Below are 16,943 nucleotides of genomic sequence, written 5' to 3' on the forward strand. Positions count from 1 at the left end.
TGAGACTTATGTGGAGGCTCTGCATCATCTGTATCGTATGCCTGTTGACGAGCGGCTGCTGGAACCGGGTCGAGCTCAATGAGATCGGAATCATTTCGGCTACGGGCGTGGACTGGAAGGACGGCAAGTGGGTGCTGTCCCACCAGGTCGTTATTCCGCAGACGATTTCCAGCCAAAGCCCTTCGACGAGCACAGCCGCACCCGTCAACGTGTTCTCGACATCGGGAGACAATTTCCGGATCGCGACGAAGAAGGCGAGCCAGGAAACGACGCGCCAGCTGTATTTTTCCCATAATCAGATTGTAATCATCGGGCAGGAGGCCGCGCGCAGAGGGCTGGAGCAGGTGTTCGACGTCTATTTGCGCAACGCGGACTCGCGGGAAACGGTAACCGTGTTTCTGGCGAAGGGGAGCGCGAGACGAATTCTCGAGCAGCTTATCCCCCTGGAGAAAATACCGGGCAATGCCATCCAGCGCATGATCGATTTTGAAGAGAAGAACAGCTCCGACTTCCGGCAAATGACGATGCATAACGTCGTGCAGGATTTGCTTGGCGCCTCGCAGGCGACGGGCATTCCGAGCCTGGTGGTAGGAGGTACGAACGAGAACCTGGACAGGTCGGAAATGCTCAGCATCACAAATACCCCCTCCAAGGTGAGGCTTTATGATCTGGGATTGATCGAGAAGGACAAGCTGGTCGGATGGGTATCAAAGGAAGAAAGCTTCGGCGTTATGTGGCTGGCGGACCACATCAAACGAACGACGGTTGCCTTTTCGTGCGCTGGGGATACGGAGCGCAAGCAGTCCTCCATTCGCATCATTTCGGCAAAGACGAAGCTAAGTCCCGCGCGGTCGGGCGGCAAGTGGATCATGCGCGTTCAAGTGAAAGCTGAGGGGGGACTGCTGGAATACAACTGCGGGGGGGACTTGATGAAGCCTTACGAGGTGGACAAGGTGGCGCGGCTGATCGAGAGAGAAATCGAAAGCCTGCTCGAGAAAGGCTGGCAGGCCGTCCGCAAGCATAAGGCGGACGTCGTCGGGTTCGGCAGTACGATTCACAAAAAGTACCCGAAAGCGTGGAAGGAAATGAAGGGGGATTGGCCGGAGCATTTCTCGCAGATGGACATCGAGGCGACGGTACGCGTTAAAATCAATTCAACAGGCATGAGCGGCAGCGGCTTTAAGCAGGTGCAGAAGAAGAGCCGCTCGTAGCCGGAAAGGAGACGGTATGCAGCGAATCGGCAAAAATCAGCTGTCCATTTTGATCATTCTGTTTCTGATCGGCAGCACCCCGCTGTTCGAGCTCGGCATCGAGGCGAAGCAGGATGCCTGGATCGCAATGACGCTGGCCGCAGCGGCCGGCTTGCTGCTTACCGCCATGTACCTCCGAATCCAGAGGCGGGCTCCCGAAGCCGGCTTGGCCGAGCTGTATATGATGCATTTCGGCAAATGGCTCGGCGGGGCGGTGGGGCTGATCCACATGCTGTGGTTCGCCTATGAGTCAATGCGCAACGTAAGGGACGTCGGAGAGCTGACGATGATCGCGCTGCTGCCCCTTACGCCAAAGTGGATCGTCATGCTGCTCATATTAGCCGTAGCCGCGTATACCGTCAGCAAAGGGCTGGAGGTATTCGTACGGGTCATTCAGCTGCTTATGCCGGTCGCCGTCCTCAGCTATATGGTCATCGTCCTGCTTTTGCTTGTCGCCCGGCTGCCGGACATCAGCCAGCTTAAGCCCGTTTTGGAAAACGGGCTTGCACCCGTGCTGAAGGCGGCGTTCCCAGATTTGCTGTCCTTTCCGTTCGGCCAGATGGTCATTATGCTCGTCTTCTGGAAGCATGTCGCCGAGAAGAATACTATCGGCCGCGCCTCGTACTGGTCGCAGGCGGGGGTTTCGCTGTTCCTCATTCTGATGAACATGCTGACGCTGTGCGTGCTCGGGCCCGAGGTGTCCTCCCTGTCGGCGCTGCCGCTTCTGGAGGCGGTACAGCTGATCAGGCTGGCGAATTTCCTGGAGCGGCTTGACGTCATCGTCACGCTGCTGCTTTTTATCGGATTGTATGTCAAAATGACCGCGCTGTATATGGCCTCCGCCCTGACGCTGAGCGCGGTTACCGGCATAGCCTACCGCAACTGGGTCATGCCGATCGGAGCCGCGATATACGCTTCGTCCTTTCTGGAGCCGAACAATACGTACCATATATGGATCGGCCTTGACATTACGCTCAAAATCGTACCGCTGTTCCAAATCGTCCTGCCCGTTCTCATGCTGGCGGTCGGCCTCCGCAAAAAATATAAAGCGGCCCGGCCGGCAGCTTAACGCGGCACGCCGAAAAAAGACTAGCTATTTAGTCGGATTTTGCTTACAATGGAGCTTGTTGACGAATCTTCATAAGCTCCGGGGAGCTGGCTTAAGGCCGGCTGAGAGGGAATTCGCTTCATTATTCCGACCCGTTAACCTGATCTGGGTAATGCCAGCGTAGGGACGCAAGCACTGTATGGAATGCGCATTTTGCTCCGAAGGCCGGAGCGGGGCGCCGACAAGCAGACGCACAGCCGATGATATGGCGCCCTCCGGATCCGGAGGGCGCCTTTTGTTGTTGTACGCCCAGGGACAGGGGATATCGTCATCATTCGAACTGCGAACATAAGCTTCAGAGAGGGGAACTATCATGTTTAAACCGAAGAACAAAGGACAAGCGTCATGGAAAGGCGTTGCCGGCATGCTCGTGCTCGCGCTGGCGCTGGCCGGCTGCGGGTCGAAGGAGGAAACGCCGGGCCAGAACGGACAAGCGGAGGCGGAGAAGCCGCTCGAGAAGGTGCAGGTCGTGCTCGACTGGACGCCGAACACGAACCATACCGGACTTTATGTCGCCAGGGATAAAGGTTATTTCAAGGAACAGGGTCTTGACGTAGAAATCATTCAGCCCGGCGAAAGCGGCGCCGACCAGATGGTCGCCTCCGGCGAGGTGCAGTTCGGCGTCAGCTACCAGGAGTCGATTACGATGGCGCGCATTGCGGGCGTGCCGCTCGTCTCGCTCGCTGCGGTCATTCAGCACAACACCTCAGGTTTTGCATCGCCGGCCGAGAAGGGCATCGATTCCCCTGAGAAATTCGAAGGCAAAACGTACGGCGGCTGGGGCGCTCCCGTCGAGGAGGCGGTCATTCAGTCGCTCATGGAAGAGAAAAACGCCGATATTAACAAAGTGAACATCATGAGCATCGGCAACGCCGATTTCTTCACGGCGGTGAAGCGGGATATCGATTTTGCATGGATCTATTACGCATGGACAGGCGTTGAGGCGGAGCTGCGCGGCGAGAAGATCAACATGCTTTACCTGACCGATTACAGCGACAAGCTGGATTATTACACGCCGGTGCTTGCGACGAGCGAGTCGATGATCGCCGAAAAGCCGGAAATCGTTAAAGCTTTTACGGCGGCTGCGGCGAAGGGCTATAAGTACGCGATCGACAATCCGGAGGACGCGGCCGAGGTGCTGATCAAAGCCGAGCCGGACCTGAACGCGGAGCTGGTGCGCGCGAGCCAGAAATGGCTGAGCCCGAAATACCAGGACGACGCGCCTCGCTGGGGCGAGCAGAAGCTGAGCGTATGGGAAAATTATGCGGACTGGATGTACGAGCACAAGCTGCTGGAGAAGGAGCTTGAGGCGGAGAAGGCGTTCACGAACGAGTTTTTGCCCCAGTAATACGGCAACTTTACTAACCGGGAGAAGGAAGGGTTCGACATGGCCAATGCTCTTGTAAGCATTCAAATATTGCCGACGACGCCGGGCGGGGAAAGCGTCATTCCTTATGTGGATAAGGCAATCGATATCATTAAAGCGGAAGGCGTTCCGTACCGGGTCGCACCGCTGGAAACGACGATGGAAGGCGAGCTCGGCCATCTGCTGGGTGTCGTGCAGAAGATGAACGAAGCGATGGCGGAGATGGGCTGCCCGTCGGTCATTTCGCAGGTGAAAATTTATTACAATCCGGCAAATGGCGCTTCCATGGGCAGGCTGCTGGAGAAATACCCGGATGGCCAGTAAGAAAGGTTTTTTGGCGAAGGCATGGCCTCCCATTGCCGTGCTTGCCGGACTGCTCGCCTGCTGGCAGGCGGCGGTAACACTGGGCGGAGTAGCGGACTGGCTGCTGCCGTCGCCGCTTGCCATCGTGCAGGAGGCGGCGCGCGTTTGGCCGCGGCTTATGGAGCATACGGAAGCGACGGTGCGGCTTACGCTGGCCGGCTTCGCGGGAGGATCGGCGGCGGGCTTCGTGCTCGCCGCTTTGCTGCATCTGATCCCGGGACTGCGAACCGGAGCGTACCCGCTGCTCGTCCTGTCCCAGAACGTGCCCGTGATCGCAATTGCGCCTATCTTGACGATGCTGCTCGGCTACGGCTTTTTGCCCAAAGTGCTGCTTCTCATGGTCGTATGTTTTTTTCCGGTGACCGTTGCCACGCTAGGAGGCTTGTCCAGTCCGGATCCGCAGCTCCGCCATTATTTTCAAATGATCGGCATCGGCAAATGGCAAATGTTCTGGCGGGTCGAGCTTCCTCATGCGATCGTCCATCTGTTCTCCGGCCTAAAAATATCCGCCTCCTACAGCGTCCTGAGCGCGATTGTGGCGGAATGGCTGGGCACGAACAAGGGGCTTGGCGCTTTTATGCTCCTGTCGTTCAAAGGGTTCATGCCGGACCGCGGATATGCTGCGGTGTTCGTCATCGTCGCGCTCAGCCTGGCGCTGTTCGGTCTCGTCGTTCTGGCGGAGCGCTGCTTCATACGCTGGCAGCCGGAAAAGGAGGCGGGTAAGGAATGAACGGACATCTGGAAGCGTTGGGACGGGAAGCGCTGCGGGTGCAGGGCGTGCGGAAGTCGTTTGGCAAGCGGGGTGCGGGCAAGGAGGTGCTCGGAGGTTTGTCGCTGACGGTAGCCGACGGAGAATTTGTGTCGATCGTCGGGCCGTCCGGCAGCGGGAAAACGACGCTGTTCAAAGTGATCGGCGGTCTGGAGCGGCCGTCGGAGGGCGACGTCCGGATCGGGGGCAAGCTGACGACCGGCGAGCGCGGGCATATCTCCTACATGCCCCAGCAATCGGCGCTGCTCCCTTGGTTAACCGTGGCGGGCAATATCGAGCTGTCTCTTGCCATATCCGGAGTCGACCGGCGAGCGGCCAAGGAGAAAACGAATGAATGGCTGGAGAGGATCGGCCTTCAGGAATATGCGGACGCCTATCCCCGCGTGCTGTCCGGCGGCATGCTGCAGCGCGTCTCCTTCCTGAGGGCGCTGCTCGCTCCTCAGCGGCTGATGCTGCTAGACGAGCCGTTCGGCGCGCTCGACGCTTTGACCCGGCTGCAGATGCAGCAGTGGCTGATGTCGATTTGGGAGCAAAACCGCAGATCGGTGCTGCTGGTGACGCACAGCATCGAAGAAGCGCTGCTGCTGTCCGACCGCATTCTTGTCCTGTCATCATCCCCTGCGGTTGTCCGGGAGGAGTTTACGGTTCCATTCGGGAGGCCGCGAAGCGAAGCGCTCTGGACGGATCCGCGGTTTAACGAGCTGAAGCAGCGCATATACGGGCTGCTCAAGGCCGATATGGAGGAGGGAGAATGATGGCCGGGGAGCGGAACGGAAAAGCGTTTATCGACGCGCATATTCATGTCGATCTGTACGAAGAGCAGGAGCGGGAGCCGATGCTGGAGGCCGCATTTGAAGAAGGGGCGGCTGCCGTCGTGGCGGTTTCGATGAATCTGGGTTCCTCTATCGTGAACCGCGGGCTTGCGCAGCGGTATCCCGGCAAGGTGCATCCCGCCTACGGCTTTCATCCCGAGCAGCCGCTTCCCTCCGGCCCGGAGCTTGACGAGCTGTTCGGCTGGATCCGGTCGCGCCATGAAGCGGGCGAGCGGTTCGCGATCGGCGAGGTGGGCTTGCCGTATTATACGCGGACCGAAGCGGAAGCGAAGGGCGAGCGCTTCGATGAGGCGCCTTATCTGGCCCTTCTGGACCGGTTTGCTGCGCTGGCGGCGGAGCTGGACCGCCCGATCGTGCTGCATGCGGTTTACGAGGATGCCGGCAAGGCCTGCGACCTCTTGGAGCGGCACGGGGTGCGGCGAGCCCATTTCCATTGGTTCAAAGGAAGCGAGGCGGTCGTCCGGCGCATGGCGGCAAGCGGCTACCGGGTATCGGTGACGCCGGACGTCGCCTACGAGGAGGAAATTCAGCAGCTTGTCCGGAGCTATCCGCTGGAGCTGCTCATGGTCGAGACGGACGGGCCTTGGCCGTTCGAGGGCCCGTATGCCGGCCGGAGCACGAGGCCCGCAATGGCGAAGGATGCCGCGGCGAAGGTCGCGGAGATCAAGCGGCTGCCTGCGGGGCAAGCTGCGCGCGAGCTGCTAGACAATACACGAAGCTTTTACGGAATTTAAAAGACAGACGGCTCTATGCGCCTTGACGGAAGCCCGCTTCCATCGGGGCGTATTCTTTTTTTGTACCGGTTTGTCCGTTGCCGGTCGGGCCATAGCTGCATACTAAAATAGGAAGGGGATTACAGGACGAAAGATAGCAGAAAGGGAGGTTAGACGATGGCTGTGCTTACGAGAGATCAGTTTTTTGCCAAATTGGCCCCTACCGTCCTCCGTACAAGGCGGGAAGGGTCCAGCATGTTTCCTTCCGTCAGGCTCGCGCAAAATTTGCTGGAAACCGGCGGTGTCATTCATCCTTGGAATAATTTGGGGGGGATTAAGGTCGGCAGCGGCCAGACGAACGGATATTGGCAGGGGGAAGCGGTCGTAAAGGGTACCTGGGAGTATGTAGACGGACGAAGCGCCAGTACGAGAGCGGCGTTTCGGGCCTATAAAAGCGTCTATCATTTTTATAAGGATTTGGATTTGCTGCTGGCGGGCCCGCGATACGCAAGGGTGCGCAGCGCGCAGACGCCGGAGCGGCAAGCCGAAATGCTGCAGGCAAGCGGCTATGCGACCGATCCGGCATACGCCTCAAAGCTGATTTCGATCATCAGCCGGTACGGTTTGAAGCGGTACGATGCGCTTGGCAGCAAGCATGTTCCGAATCCGTCGGAGCTTAAGGATGCCGAATCCGTGGCGGTACTGCAGGACGGGCTGGTCATAACGGAAGGCTATTTGCAGGACGGCGTGACGTGGGTGCCCGCCAGGCAGCTGGGAGAGGCGCTTGGTGCGGAGATCGGCTGGACGGGAACGCAGGTGACGGTGAACGGCAAAGCGCTCGAATCGGTTTTGTCGGAGTCGACCGGCTATGTAAAGGTGCGCGAGCTCGCGGACGAGCTCGGACTTGCCGCCAGCTGGGATGCGGAGGCAAGAGCCGTTATGCTGGATTGAACGCGCGATTGACCAAATGACAAAGAAGCTGGCATCCTGCCGATTGCGGCCGGGATGCCAGCTTTTCCTTTTTATTTGCCTTTCCTCGAGGCGGCCCAAAAAGCAAGCACGATAAGGGGAATGAGAATATACCAGGGAATCGTGATCGTGCCTCCGACGATAAAAGCCAAAACCATAACGGCGATCACGCCGAGAATAATGTAAAGACAGCCTCTGCCGAACGTTTCCATCGCTACAATCGCCTCCTTCGCTGACGCCCTTCCTGAATGTATATTCGGAGGCCGCTTTTTTTATGGATTGTACTTCCGGTTGGACCAAGCAAAAACCGCTAAAAATATTTTTTAGAAGAAGCAAACTTTCCGGAAAGACGCCGGGTAATACATATAGAACAGCATGAGAGGGGGAAGCGGTTTGGAGCAGGCAAGGATGGCGCGCATCGCAGAGGGAGACCGCGAAGCGTTCCGCGCGCTGTATGACGACTATTTCGATTACGCGCTGCGTACGGCGAATTTGGTGACGAGAAACGCCGAGGCCGCCAAGGACGCGGTACAGGAAGCTTTTTTGAGAGTGTACCGCCATAGCGGGCAATACGATCCGGCGAAGCCGTTTAAGCCATGGTTTTATTGCATCCTGCTGCGGGAATGCTGCCGGGTCATCGAGAAGGAGAAAAAAACGGTTCCCTACGGGGAGCGTCTGGACCACATCGGGACCGAGCAGCGGTTTCCGGAGGCGGAGACGGACATTTATGCGGCTTTGCAGGCGCTGGACGACAAATACCGGGTTCCGTTTATATTGAAATATTTGCACGACTATAGCGAGAAGGAGATTGCGGACATTTTGGAGCTGAACGTGAATACGCTCAAATCCCGCCTGCTGAAAGGAAGAGAGAAAATGCGGAAAAGCCTGGGAGGGACGTTTTATGGATCGGAAGCTTAAAGAACGGCTGCTGGAGGAAAGCCGCCAGCCTGATGGCGTCAAGGAGGAAATCTGGAATCGGATCGAGGCCCGCCTGAACATGGAGAATAACTTAACGCAAGACGTGAAAATCGACAGCAAGGGGAGAGATGCTTTTATGAGAAAAATCAAAATAACGACAGGCGTAGCGGCCGCGGCGGTTGCGGCAGCCGTCTTCTTCACGCTGCCTGCCGGCACCGCTTTTATGGAGGATGTCAAATCGTGGTTTGTGCCGGAGAAAAAAGTGGAGGTCGAAGTGGAAGGCCACAAGGAGCAAACCGATCAGGAGCTGCATTTGGACGAAGCGGGCAGCTACGCCATTTACTACGATAAGGAACGCTACAAGCTGGTGCAGCAGGACGGCAAGGATGTGATCACGACCAAGGAGCCGCTGCCGGAGGGATATCCGGAGGTATCGCTGACGATCGAGCAATACCGGGACGAGGAGCCTGCCGGGCTCGCGGAGAAGGCAGCCGAGGCGCTGGCTGAGCGTTATGCGAAGGTGCGCGGGATTACGCAGGTAAATGAGCCGGTTGCCGGGTACCGCATATCCGCCATAAACGGTAACGATGCAAGGAGCGAGGTGGAGGTCGTGTACGTGACGGACAACGGCGGGAAGGGCAGCTATATGCTGACGTTAAAATATTTCCTGGAGGCGGCCGAAGGCCACGGCGCCCGCTTCGAGCAGATGCTGAAGGAGTTCCGCGTGCTGGAGCAATAACCTATTTTTCTAGCAAAAGCTTCACGCTTGCACCCCTTTCTCAATAAATTAAATAGAGGAAGGGGTGATAAGCGATGGCTTATCTCATAGCGATTGATGACGGACACGGGATGTCGACTGCCGGCAAGCGCACGCCGAGGCTGCCTGACAGCCGCGTGATGAAGGAGAACGAGTTTAACCGCGCGGTAGCGGCTCTGCTTGACGCCCATTTGCGGCGGAGCGGCTTTCGGACGCTGCTTGTCGCGCCGACCGATTCCGATACGCCGCTCAGGGAACGCACCCGGGCCGCAAACAACGCAAAGGTCGATTTTTATATCAGCATTCATGCCAATGCTTACGGGAATGGCTGGAACAGTGTGCGGGGCATCGAGACTTACCATTTTACGGGCGGAAACGAAGGGAGAAAGGCTGCGGAGATCATTCACCGCTATTTGCTCGGCGGCACCGTATTGCCTAACCGGGGGGTCAAAAATAGAAAAAATCTGGCGGTATTGCGCGATACGCTGATGCCGGCCGTACTGGTCGAATGCGCGTTCATGACGAACCTGGACGACGCGCTGCTGCTGCTGTCCGACTCCTACAGAGCGGAGTGCGCCCGGGAGCTGGCGCTCGGGATCTGCGAATATTTCGGAGTCCCGTTTAACGCAGGAAGCGGCGGAGGAACGGATGAGGCGTCCGAAGAGAATCCCGAAGAGGAGCCTGGAGAAGGCGGCGGGGAGGAGGTCATCCAGATGACGGCAGAGGATGCGAACAAGATTATACGCTTTTTAAGCGCAGCCTATTTTGCGACGGACAGCGCGGAAGCCCGGAAGGAATTCAACCGGCTGGCAAACGAGCTGCGCCTGGTAAGCGGACAGGAGCCGCAGTAAAACGAGGCCCGCCGCCGAGGCGGGCTTTTTGTCATTCCCGATGAAAGGAACGCCGGCGCCTGGACGAGTCTATGATGCGGCGGGATTCCCTCTCCAACACCAAAAGGCCCGCAGCGCGGGCCTTCCGTTTCTGGACGAATATTCATAAAGAGGTCAATTATCCGTGAGTGGATGTCTAACGCGGGCTAGGAATTAGTAGCCGAAGAAGCCGCCCATGCAGCTGCAAGCGATAATGACCAACAAGATGAAAAGGACCAGAATGGCACCTGTGTTATTAAATGCACCACCAACGTATCCGGACATTTTCAAAGCACCTCCTTGTGTACTGGTATTCTGCAGGTTATGCAAGCCGGCGGCCTTGTGATTGGGTGTTTGTTCCGGAGACGGATAATCCGTGTCATCAGCCTAACAAGGGCTGGGACATCTATCCCGGGATGGTCATAGGCGATGTAGTGTCGCTGCTTTCCGTCTTGAAGGCACGGAAGGAGGATGATTAAGGCGCAGAAGGCAAGCAGCGCCGCAGGACGAGCTGGGATTCGCCGGAACTCGACCAGATCCGGATTGGCGGTGTTTCAGGATCAACAGGTCTCGTCCGTAGGTGTCGATGCGATTCTTAGTCTTTCGGCCGGAGATGTAATCCAATTAGTAGCGTTAATTCCACCGACAAGTACACAAACAATCATTAATTTGAGCGCGGATATCCAATATCCGGCGATGGGCGGCGGGATCGTTATACAACCCATTAACAGTGCTTCGATTCGTATTTTTAGACTGGGGCCCGATTAGCGGGATAAGACGATGAAAAGCGGTAAGCAGGGGCTGCCTCTGGACAGCCCCTATTCATGATACATATCTATCAGGAAACATGATCCTGCTTTTTCTTGGTCGTGCGCTTTCTTTTTGGAGCGGCGGGCGCAGGCGGCGCCTTGGTTGCGTCGAGGCTGGCCTGCAAAGCCGCCATCAGATCGATGACGTTCGAACGTCCTTCCGTATCCGGAGCCGTTACGATATCGATGCTCTCGCCGGCAATTTTTTGCTCGATCAGCTCCGTTAAAGCGATGCGGTAGTCGTCCGTATATTTGGAAGGGTCAAATTTCTCGCTAAGCTGCTCAACGAGCGTCTTGGCCATCGCCAGCTCCTTTTCGTTGACGACGGTTTGTTCAGGCAGGTTCGGTACCTGGGAAATGGAACGGATCTCGTCCGGGAAAAACATCGTCTCCAGGCAAAGGCAGTTGTCGACGAACCGGATGGCGGCCAAGCTGCTTTTGCTGCGGATCGAAATTTTGGCGATACCGATTTTGCCGGACTGCTTGATCGCCTCCAGCAGCAGGCTGTAAGCGCCGGCGCCGGCCATGTCTGGGGAGAGGTAATATGCCTTTTGAAAATAAATCGGATCGATATCCGGAAGATCGACGAAGTCCAAAATTTGAATTGTCTTCGCGGATTCCGGCTTAATGGCCTCAAGCTCCTCCTCCTTTACGATGACGAATTTGCCTTTCTCATATTCGAAGCCTTTGACGATATCGTCAGGGCCGACCTCTTTCTCGCAATGGCGGCATGTTTTGGCATAGTTGATCGGCATGCCGCAGTCCTTGTGCAGGCTGCGGAAATGAATGTCCTTATCCTCCGTAGCCGTGTACATTTTCACGGGAACATGAACAAGACCGAAGCTGATCGCGCCTTTCCAAACTGTATGCATCTCTTTCCCACCCTATTTTTTCATATTAGGATGATCTTTATTGAGGAAAGTCATGCATTGGTTTCAGCTTTTCTTATGTATATGCTGAAGTATGTAGGAGCGCCTGCCATACAGGCGCTCTTCGGGATCAGGAATAACGTTTGCATTTTTTACGTTTCTTTATGACGATGACAATAATGATAATGACCACGACAAGTTTTTTGCTGCTGCTGCTGCTGCGCATTATGATCACCCCCTCAATCAGTGGGATGATCTACTATATTCATAGAATGCCGGTTTGGATTGGACAAGTAGTTAGTAGGGGACAAGTTTGGGGAGCCAGAGACAGCTTTAATGCAAAACTTCTCAGACCAAAAAAGCCTGCCGGAATCAATGGATTCCTTGCAGGCTTTTGCTGGATTCTTTTATCCTTACACTGTGTTTAATACGGTTTTTTTCCTTTAGAAGCGGGCATCGATTGTGCCGGATAAGCCTGGTTGGCCGATTGCGCCGGATAAGCCTGGTTAGCCGATTGCGCCGAATAAGCTTGGTTGGCCGATTGTGCCGGATAAGCCTGATTGGCCGATTGTGCCTGATAAGCTTGGTTGGCCGATTGCGCCGGATAAGCCTGGTTGGCCGATTGTACTTCACTTTCCATGTATGTTTTGTGGCAGTACATATCAGAGATGCGCGGGATCGAAACGGTTGTGCCTTGCTGAATTTGATATGGATTCGTGATATGCGGATTGGCTTCTTCCAGAAATGCGCAAGGGATATTGTACATATGCGCGACTTTGTCTAACGTATCTCCGGCTTGCGCCTGGTGATGCGCATAATACATGTCGTTACGGTCTTCTTCGCCATCCTCCCGGAAAAAAGGAAAGAAAAACGGCGAAAAGAAGAAGAACGGGAACAAGAAGCGGCGCGGAAAAAAAGGATGGGGAAACGGGCGGAAAGGACGCCGGAAGCCAGGTCCGCCAAAGCCAGGTCCGCCAAAGCCAGGGCCGCCGAAGCCAGGGCCGCCGAAGCCAGGTCCGCCAAAGCCGGGACCGCCAAACGGAGTAAACGCACGATTCATAAACAAACCTCCAAATTGTTAATGGTCATTTGACTATATAGCCTATGACAATGGCCCAAAAGTGTTCTTTTGAGCCCAAAATTTGGGCTTGTTCATGAGCCGTACGGGCCTGCGCCGGCGGAAGCGTCTGTGTGCTTCAGGATCCGGAAACGCTGCTGCAAAAGCCGGTAAATAAGCAAGTAGAGGCTGATGACGAACAAATAAACCGGCAGCGAATACACCGTCGTCCAGCCCTTATAATTGAATACATGTGCCTGGGCAGCCAGCCATTCGAACCCTAACGCGAGCAAGGAGCAGATCAGCACATAGAGGGCGGCGCCAGTCCCGCGAATATGAAACTTATCGTAAATATACAAAGCCAGATAACCGAACGGCGGATACAGCAGCCACAAAATAAAGTCGAACAGATCGAATTTTGGCGTATCGGTAATATCATACAAGTCATAAGGAGGGGTAGCGATAATAAAATCCGCTGCCTTGGCAATGACGTCGCTGAGCAGAAGCATAACGGCGGTAATGACAGCCGGAAACCGCCGGGGCAGCAAAAAAACTGCTGTATAGGCCGCGGCCATGAACAGGACGATAAACCATTCGTTGGCATCGAATTTCTCCGGCAGCGGCATCATGCTCTCAAATCCTTTTTGATAAGATGTCGAATAAAGCCCTTCAAACAAAAAACGGCGATCAGAAGCAGCGACCAAGCCGTAACGGACCACCACGGCTTCCACGGGGCACGATGATGGAAAATCTGCAGCCAGTCGGCTGCGAATTCCACGGTTGTCAGCAGCGCGATGAATAGTGCGGACAAAATCAGCTTTGCTTGAAATGATTTGACGGAATATACAAGCTCGATGCACCAGGTAACAAGCAGCGGAATCAGCACGATTCGATACACGTAGGACGCCCAGACAAGATCAAGTCGCATGCTCATGTCGATAAGCCGAAGATTGGTAATGAGAATAAGCATGTAATCCCCGAATAAAAGCACAACGCCCATCCAGCAAAACATGCTCTCGAATAGCAGAAGCTGTTTATTCTTCATGACATAAAAACCGAGAAGTATCCAGCAGGTTATTAATATTGCAGTTAATGCCATAGTTTTGTCCTTTTCCGCGATTCGAATTAATCCGGCGTGTCGGCCTTATTACCTTGTGGTCAACTCTTTGCGGTTCAACGCTTGGGGAGGCTCCTCCAGCCATCCGTGTTCAATCATTAATTTCGCGCCATCCTCCGCATATCTGGCGATTTCAGCCGCGAGTCTCACATAATTCATTGCAACGTCCTTGCGGGGGCTTGCAGAAGCGGCTACACCGTAATTTCCTGTTCCGGCGGCTACCAGAACCGAGACATGGAAGAGGATTAGCTTGTCCGAAAACGGAGGTTCGACCGAATCTGTTACATCCGTCGCCCAGGTCATCGGAACGGGTAGATTATCGTCCTTGAGCGTTTTATCGAAATATTCAATGTGCTTTCTTGAGATTTCGACTCCGCGAGTAATGTATTTGCGGATTTCATTCGATCGGACAACCTGGCTAAAGCCAAGCAGCAGAGCTTCGCCCAGACTGTTCGTCTGCGAATTCTCGAATAAATGCGCGATTTCGATTGAAGTGAGAGGACGCTTTTCGCCAAAGCCGAAGAAACCGCCTGACAGGAAGCTTTTGCTTTCCACAAAATCGATATGATTCGGCACTGAAATATATGGAGGGCGGATGTAAAGCCCCTTTGATTGCAATAAACTTGTGACCTTTTGATCCAAAGCTACGGTTCGCGTTAATGCCTCATGAAAAAAGGCTCTTATATCGGAGCGGGAGCACATGCTAAAGGCCAGGGAATAGGTGGCAAGGCCGACCTTTGACATGTTTTTTAAATAATACAAATAGAAATGATCGGAATACAATCGTTTGGCATTCCGATTAACATCGTCATCTGTAAACCCTTGCGGGACCGGAAAGTTTTCGTCCTCAAAAATCGAGGTCAGCTTGCGGATATGCTGCTCCGAAATGTCGAAAGCATATTCAATGGCCGGCTTGATTTGCGTATCTTCCACTATATTCAAAAAATAACTTAATACGCAGCTCGAAAACGTATCGTTTATATACGTAGTCCACAGCCCGCCGATCTCGGATGCCGTCAAGCAGATGTGATGTTGGGATTTCATCGGGACTCAGCTCTCCTGACTTTTTAATTTAACTTTGTTTTATCCTTGAAGCCTGCAGGTTATTCATTGGATAGGAATGGGTTCATTCCCATAATTATTTTCTTTCTAAGAGATTGGGTTCGATTTACAATGACTCTCGTAAACTATGAAAACGAGAGGATCCTTCATTTGAAAATCGTAAGTCGGCTTATTCTTTTAAATATGATAGGTTTAGCCGTTATGTGGGCGGGAGGCGCGGAAATGGCGTCTGCCTTTGGCACCATTCTCTATAACGGCAAGCCGCTGCAAACCGCAAGTTATGTGACCGTTGTAAGCGTAACGAAAGCTGCCGCGGAGGTGCGCGCCGGAACGGCCGTTCAATCCGTGAAACTGGCGGTATTAAAGCGAGGGGACGAATATCCGCTTATTGCGGAATCGAAATATCATTACCGGATTCAATTGCTGGGCGGCAAACAAGGGTGGATATCAAAAGCCTCCGTATCCGTACGAAAAGCCGCCCGTTATGTGGCGGGCTGGAACTATGCTGGAGGAACGGATCAATTTATAAAAGACAGTAACAAAGCGGCGCTTGATATCGTGATTCCGCGATGGTATAAGTTAAGCCTCAATGGGCTTGTAACGGCTTCGCCCGACAAAAGATATGTCGATTGGGCTCACTCGAAGGGTAAAAAGGTATGGGCGATGCTGGGCAACGGTTTCGACCCCGAGCTTACGGACCGGATTCTGTCCTCATCCGCCAATCGTACAGCCGTCGTCGGCAAAATAAAGAGTTCATTGCTTGCGAACGGAATCGACGGGATCAATGTGGATTTCGAGAACATGAAGATGGAAAACCGCGAGCAGTTCGTCGCCTTTATTCGCGAATTAAAAACGGCTTTATCCGTCAAAGGCAAGCTCGTTACCGTCGATGTGACGAGAGAAAATCCGGATCCGTTCTGGTCCGGGAGCTATAATCGGGCAGGTATCGGCAAAGCTGCGGATTACGTGATTATGATGGGCTATGACGAATATTATGGGGGACGCGGCGAAGCAGGCTCCGTCTCGTCTTTGCCATGGGCGGAAGAAGGGCTGCGCTTATTGCTTAAGGATGTGCCCGCCCATAAAGTACTGCTTGGCGTTCCGTTTTATACGAGAGAGTGGACGGAGCCTGCCGGCGGCGGCAGAGCCGTATCCGAGGAAGTTTCCGCTAAAGAGATCGACGGATGGCTCTCCGCCCATAGGCTAACCAAAAGATGGGATCCGGCTGCCCGTCAATTTTACGCGGAGTATACCGACAGCAAAGGCCGGCACCGGCTGTGGGTTGAAGATCGAACATCGATGGCCGGACGCTGGAGCCTTGTCTCCAAATACCGGATCGGCGGTGTGGTCGCCTGGGCGATCGGTCAGGAGCCGGCCAATATGTGGAGTGTATTTAAATAACCAAAGCAAGAATGAACCTCTGAACAAAAAAAGAAGGCCCGTCGCACGAGCCTTCTAAAGCGGGGAGGTTCTATAAGATAAATTTAGTTGATCCGTCAGCGGAATTAGTAGCCTTTGGGGTAGCCGGTGCCGACTCCGCCGACGTTGCCGCAATAGCCTTGGTTTACGCCGGCAACGTTGCCGCCGTAGCCCTTGAAGAAACCGCAGCTGCAAGCGATGATGACAAGCAGGATGAACAGAACCAGAATGACGCCGATATTATTGTTAACGCCGCCCACATGACCTACATTACCCATTAAACATGCACCTCCAGTGTTTGAGTACTTTGTAAGGTATGCGCCTTACGGGCACATTGATTGGGTGTTTATACCCTAATGATAAGAGCCTAATAGTAAACAAAGACGAGCAGAATTCCCGCTAATGTCGGGAAGAATCTAGTCTTTTGTCGGTTCAGACGGAACGTCCCGGACATCATCCTGTTTCGTCATTTATTTCATGAACAGTCTCGCAATGTATGCGAGCAGTGACAGCACGACGCTGATAACGATACATGTCACAATGGGAAAATAAAATTTTACGTTCCCTTTCTCAATCGCGATATCCCCCGGCAGTCGGCCCAGATTTATAAACTTTCCTAAGCCCGCCCAAATGAAGCCAATAACGATTAAAGCGATACCGCCTAATATAAGCAATTTTGGAATCGTATTCATGTA

The 16,943-nt window shown here is 54.4% G+C and carries 21 protein-coding genes and 1 riboswitch; of the genes, 12 read left to right on the forward strand and 9 right to left on the reverse strand.

The genetic code is table 11. From position 1 onward, the window contains the following. Positions 1–8: 8 nt before the first annotated feature. From KP806_RS02870 to KP806_RS02905, 8 genes are all read left to right on the forward strand, one after another. Entirely contained in the window at positions 9–1,211 is a 1,203-nt protein-coding gene (locus tag KP806_RS02870; protein ID WP_224722029.1) for a Ger(x)C family spore germination protein, read from the forward strand. Positions 1,212–1,227: 16 nt separating this feature from the next. After that, positions 1,228–2,319, forward strand: coding sequence for a GerAB/ArcD/ProY family transporter (locus KP806_RS02875; RefSeq protein WP_224722030.1), 1,092 nt, complete (start codon positions 1,228–1,230; stop codon positions 2,317–2,319). Positions 2,320–2,390: 71 nt separating this feature from the next. Beyond that, a riboswitch (TPP riboswitch) is annotated at positions 2,391–2,503 on the forward strand. Positions 2,504–2,722: 219 nt separating this feature from the next. Then, positions 2,723–3,706, forward strand: coding sequence for an ABC transporter substrate-binding protein (locus tag KP806_RS02880; RefSeq protein ID WP_224722420.1), 984 nt, complete (start codon positions 2,723–2,725; stop codon positions 3,704–3,706). Positions 3,707–3,745: 39 nt separating this feature from the next. After that, a complete protein-coding gene (locus KP806_RS02885) occupies positions 3,746–4,048 on the forward strand; it encodes a thiamine-binding protein (RefSeq protein ID WP_224722031.1) in 303 nt (100 codons plus the stop codon). Beyond that, on the forward strand, positions 4,038–4,817 hold the full coding sequence (locus KP806_RS02890) for an ABC transporter permease (protein WP_224722032.1): 780 nt from the start codon (positions 4,038–4,040) through the stop codon (positions 4,815–4,817). Before KP806_RS02885 ends, KP806_RS02890 begins: the two co-directional genes overlap by 11 nt. Next, on the forward strand, positions 4,814–5,611 hold the full coding sequence (locus KP806_RS02895) for an ABC transporter ATP-binding protein (RefSeq protein WP_224722033.1): 798 nt from the start codon (positions 4,814–4,816) through the stop codon (positions 5,609–5,611). Before KP806_RS02890 ends, KP806_RS02895 begins: the two co-directional genes overlap by 4 nt. Further along, complete coding sequence (locus KP806_RS02900) at positions 5,611–6,423, forward strand: TatD family hydrolase (protein WP_224722034.1); 813 nt, start codon at positions 5,611–5,613, stop codon at positions 6,421–6,423. Before KP806_RS02895 ends, KP806_RS02900 begins: the two co-directional genes overlap by 1 nt. A gap of 156 nt (positions 6,424–6,579) precedes the next feature. Then, the gene (locus KP806_RS02905) at positions 6,580–7,353 is read left to right on the forward strand and encodes a glucosaminidase domain-containing protein (RefSeq protein WP_224722035.1); all 774 of its coding nucleotides are present in this window, start codon (positions 6,580–6,582) and stop codon (positions 7,351–7,353) included. A gap of 71 nt (positions 7,354–7,424) precedes the next feature. Here the strand turns inward: KP806_RS02905 and KP806_RS02910 are convergent, their stop codons facing one another. Continuing rightward, the gene (locus tag KP806_RS02910; RefSeq protein ID WP_224722036.1) at positions 7,425–7,583 is read right to left on the reverse strand and encodes a hypothetical protein; all 159 of its coding nucleotides are present in this window, start codon (positions 7,581–7,583) and stop codon (positions 7,425–7,427) included. A 181-nt stretch (positions 7,584–7,764) separates the two neighbouring features. Between KP806_RS02910 and KP806_RS02915 the strand changes: the two genes are divergently transcribed. The 3 genes from KP806_RS02915 to KP806_RS02925 all read left to right on the forward strand — a co-directional run bounded on the left by KP806_RS02915 (position 7,765) and on the right by KP806_RS02925 (position 9,897). Further along, positions 7,765–8,289 carry an RNA polymerase sigma factor gene (locus KP806_RS02915; protein WP_224722037.1) on the forward strand — a complete coding sequence of 175 codons (525 nt, stop codon included), beginning with the start codon at positions 7,765–7,767 and terminating at the stop codon, positions 8,287–8,289. Next, the gene (locus tag KP806_RS02920; protein WP_224722038.1) at positions 8,273–9,028 is read left to right on the forward strand and encodes a hypothetical protein; all 756 of its coding nucleotides are present in this window, start codon (positions 8,273–8,275) and stop codon (positions 9,026–9,028) included. Before KP806_RS02915 ends, KP806_RS02920 begins: the two co-directional genes overlap by 17 nt. A 74-nt stretch (positions 9,029–9,102) precedes the next feature. Continuing rightward, positions 9,103–9,897 (forward strand): N-acetylmuramoyl-L-alanine amidase family protein, encoded by a 795-nt coding sequence (locus KP806_RS02925; RefSeq protein ID WP_224722039.1) that lies wholly within the window; start codon positions 9,103–9,105, stop codon positions 9,895–9,897. A 192-nt stretch (positions 9,898–10,089) separates the two neighbouring features. Here KP806_RS02925 and KP806_RS02930 read toward each other — a convergent pair whose 3' ends face one another. The 6 genes from KP806_RS02930 to KP806_RS02955 all read right to left on the reverse strand — a co-directional run bounded on the left by KP806_RS02930 (position 10,090) and on the right by KP806_RS02955 (position 14,811). Further along, positions 10,090–10,200 carry a sporulation protein YjcZ gene (locus tag KP806_RS02930; RefSeq protein ID WP_224722040.1) on the reverse strand — a complete coding sequence of 37 codons (111 nt, stop codon included), beginning with the start codon at positions 10,198–10,200 and terminating at the stop codon, positions 10,090–10,092. A gap of 553 nt (positions 10,201–10,753) precedes the next feature. Next, positions 10,754–11,596, reverse strand: a complete 843-nt coding sequence (ku, locus tag KP806_RS02935) for a non-homologous end joining protein Ku (RefSeq protein ID WP_224722041.1) — start codon at positions 11,594–11,596, stop codon at positions 10,754–10,756. Positions 11,597–12,017: 421 nt separating this feature from the next. After that, on the reverse strand, positions 12,018–12,653 hold the full coding sequence (locus tag KP806_RS02940; RefSeq protein ID WP_224722042.1) for a LysM peptidoglycan-binding domain-containing protein: 636 nt from the start codon (positions 12,651–12,653) through the stop codon (positions 12,018–12,020). A 92-nt stretch (positions 12,654–12,745) separates the two neighbouring features. Continuing rightward, positions 12,746–13,279 (reverse strand): hypothetical protein, encoded by a 534-nt coding sequence (locus KP806_RS02945; RefSeq protein ID WP_224722043.1) that lies wholly within the window; start codon positions 13,277–13,279, stop codon positions 12,746–12,748. Further along, entirely contained in the window at positions 13,276–13,695 is a 420-nt protein-coding gene (locus KP806_RS02950) for a hypothetical protein (protein ID WP_224722044.1), read from the reverse strand. The genes KP806_RS02945 and KP806_RS02950 overlap by 4 nt, the downstream gene beginning before the upstream one ends. A gap of 102 nt (positions 13,696–13,797) precedes the next feature. Continuing rightward, the gene (locus KP806_RS02955) at positions 13,798–14,811 is read right to left on the reverse strand and encodes a DUF3231 family protein (protein WP_224722045.1); all 1,014 of its coding nucleotides are present in this window, start codon (positions 14,809–14,811) and stop codon (positions 13,798–13,800) included. A 240-nt stretch (positions 14,812–15,051) separates the two neighbouring features. On the opposite strand from KP806_RS02955, the gene KP806_RS02960 reads away from it, so the two are divergent. After that, positions 15,052–16,230, forward strand: coding sequence for a glycosyl hydrolase family 18 protein (locus KP806_RS02960; RefSeq protein ID WP_224722046.1), 1,179 nt, complete (start codon positions 15,052–15,054; stop codon positions 16,228–16,230). A 104-nt stretch (positions 16,231–16,334) separates the two neighbouring features. Here the strand turns inward: KP806_RS02960 and KP806_RS02965 are convergent, their stop codons facing one another. After that, the gene (locus tag KP806_RS02965) at positions 16,335–16,526 is read right to left on the reverse strand and encodes a hypothetical protein (protein WP_224722047.1); all 192 of its coding nucleotides are present in this window, start codon (positions 16,524–16,526) and stop codon (positions 16,335–16,337) included. A 192-nt stretch (positions 16,527–16,718) separates the two neighbouring features. Then, a complete protein-coding gene (locus tag KP806_RS02970; protein WP_224722048.1) occupies positions 16,719–16,940 on the reverse strand; it encodes a DUF2905 domain-containing protein in 222 nt (73 codons plus the stop codon). Positions 16,941–16,943: the final 3 nt, after the last annotated feature.

Origin of the sequence: Paenibacillus vietnamensis (assembly GCF_020169515.1) — a bacterium.
GTDB lineage: Bacteria > Bacillota > Bacilli > Paenibacillales > Paenibacillaceae > Pristimantibacillus > Pristimantibacillus vietnamensis.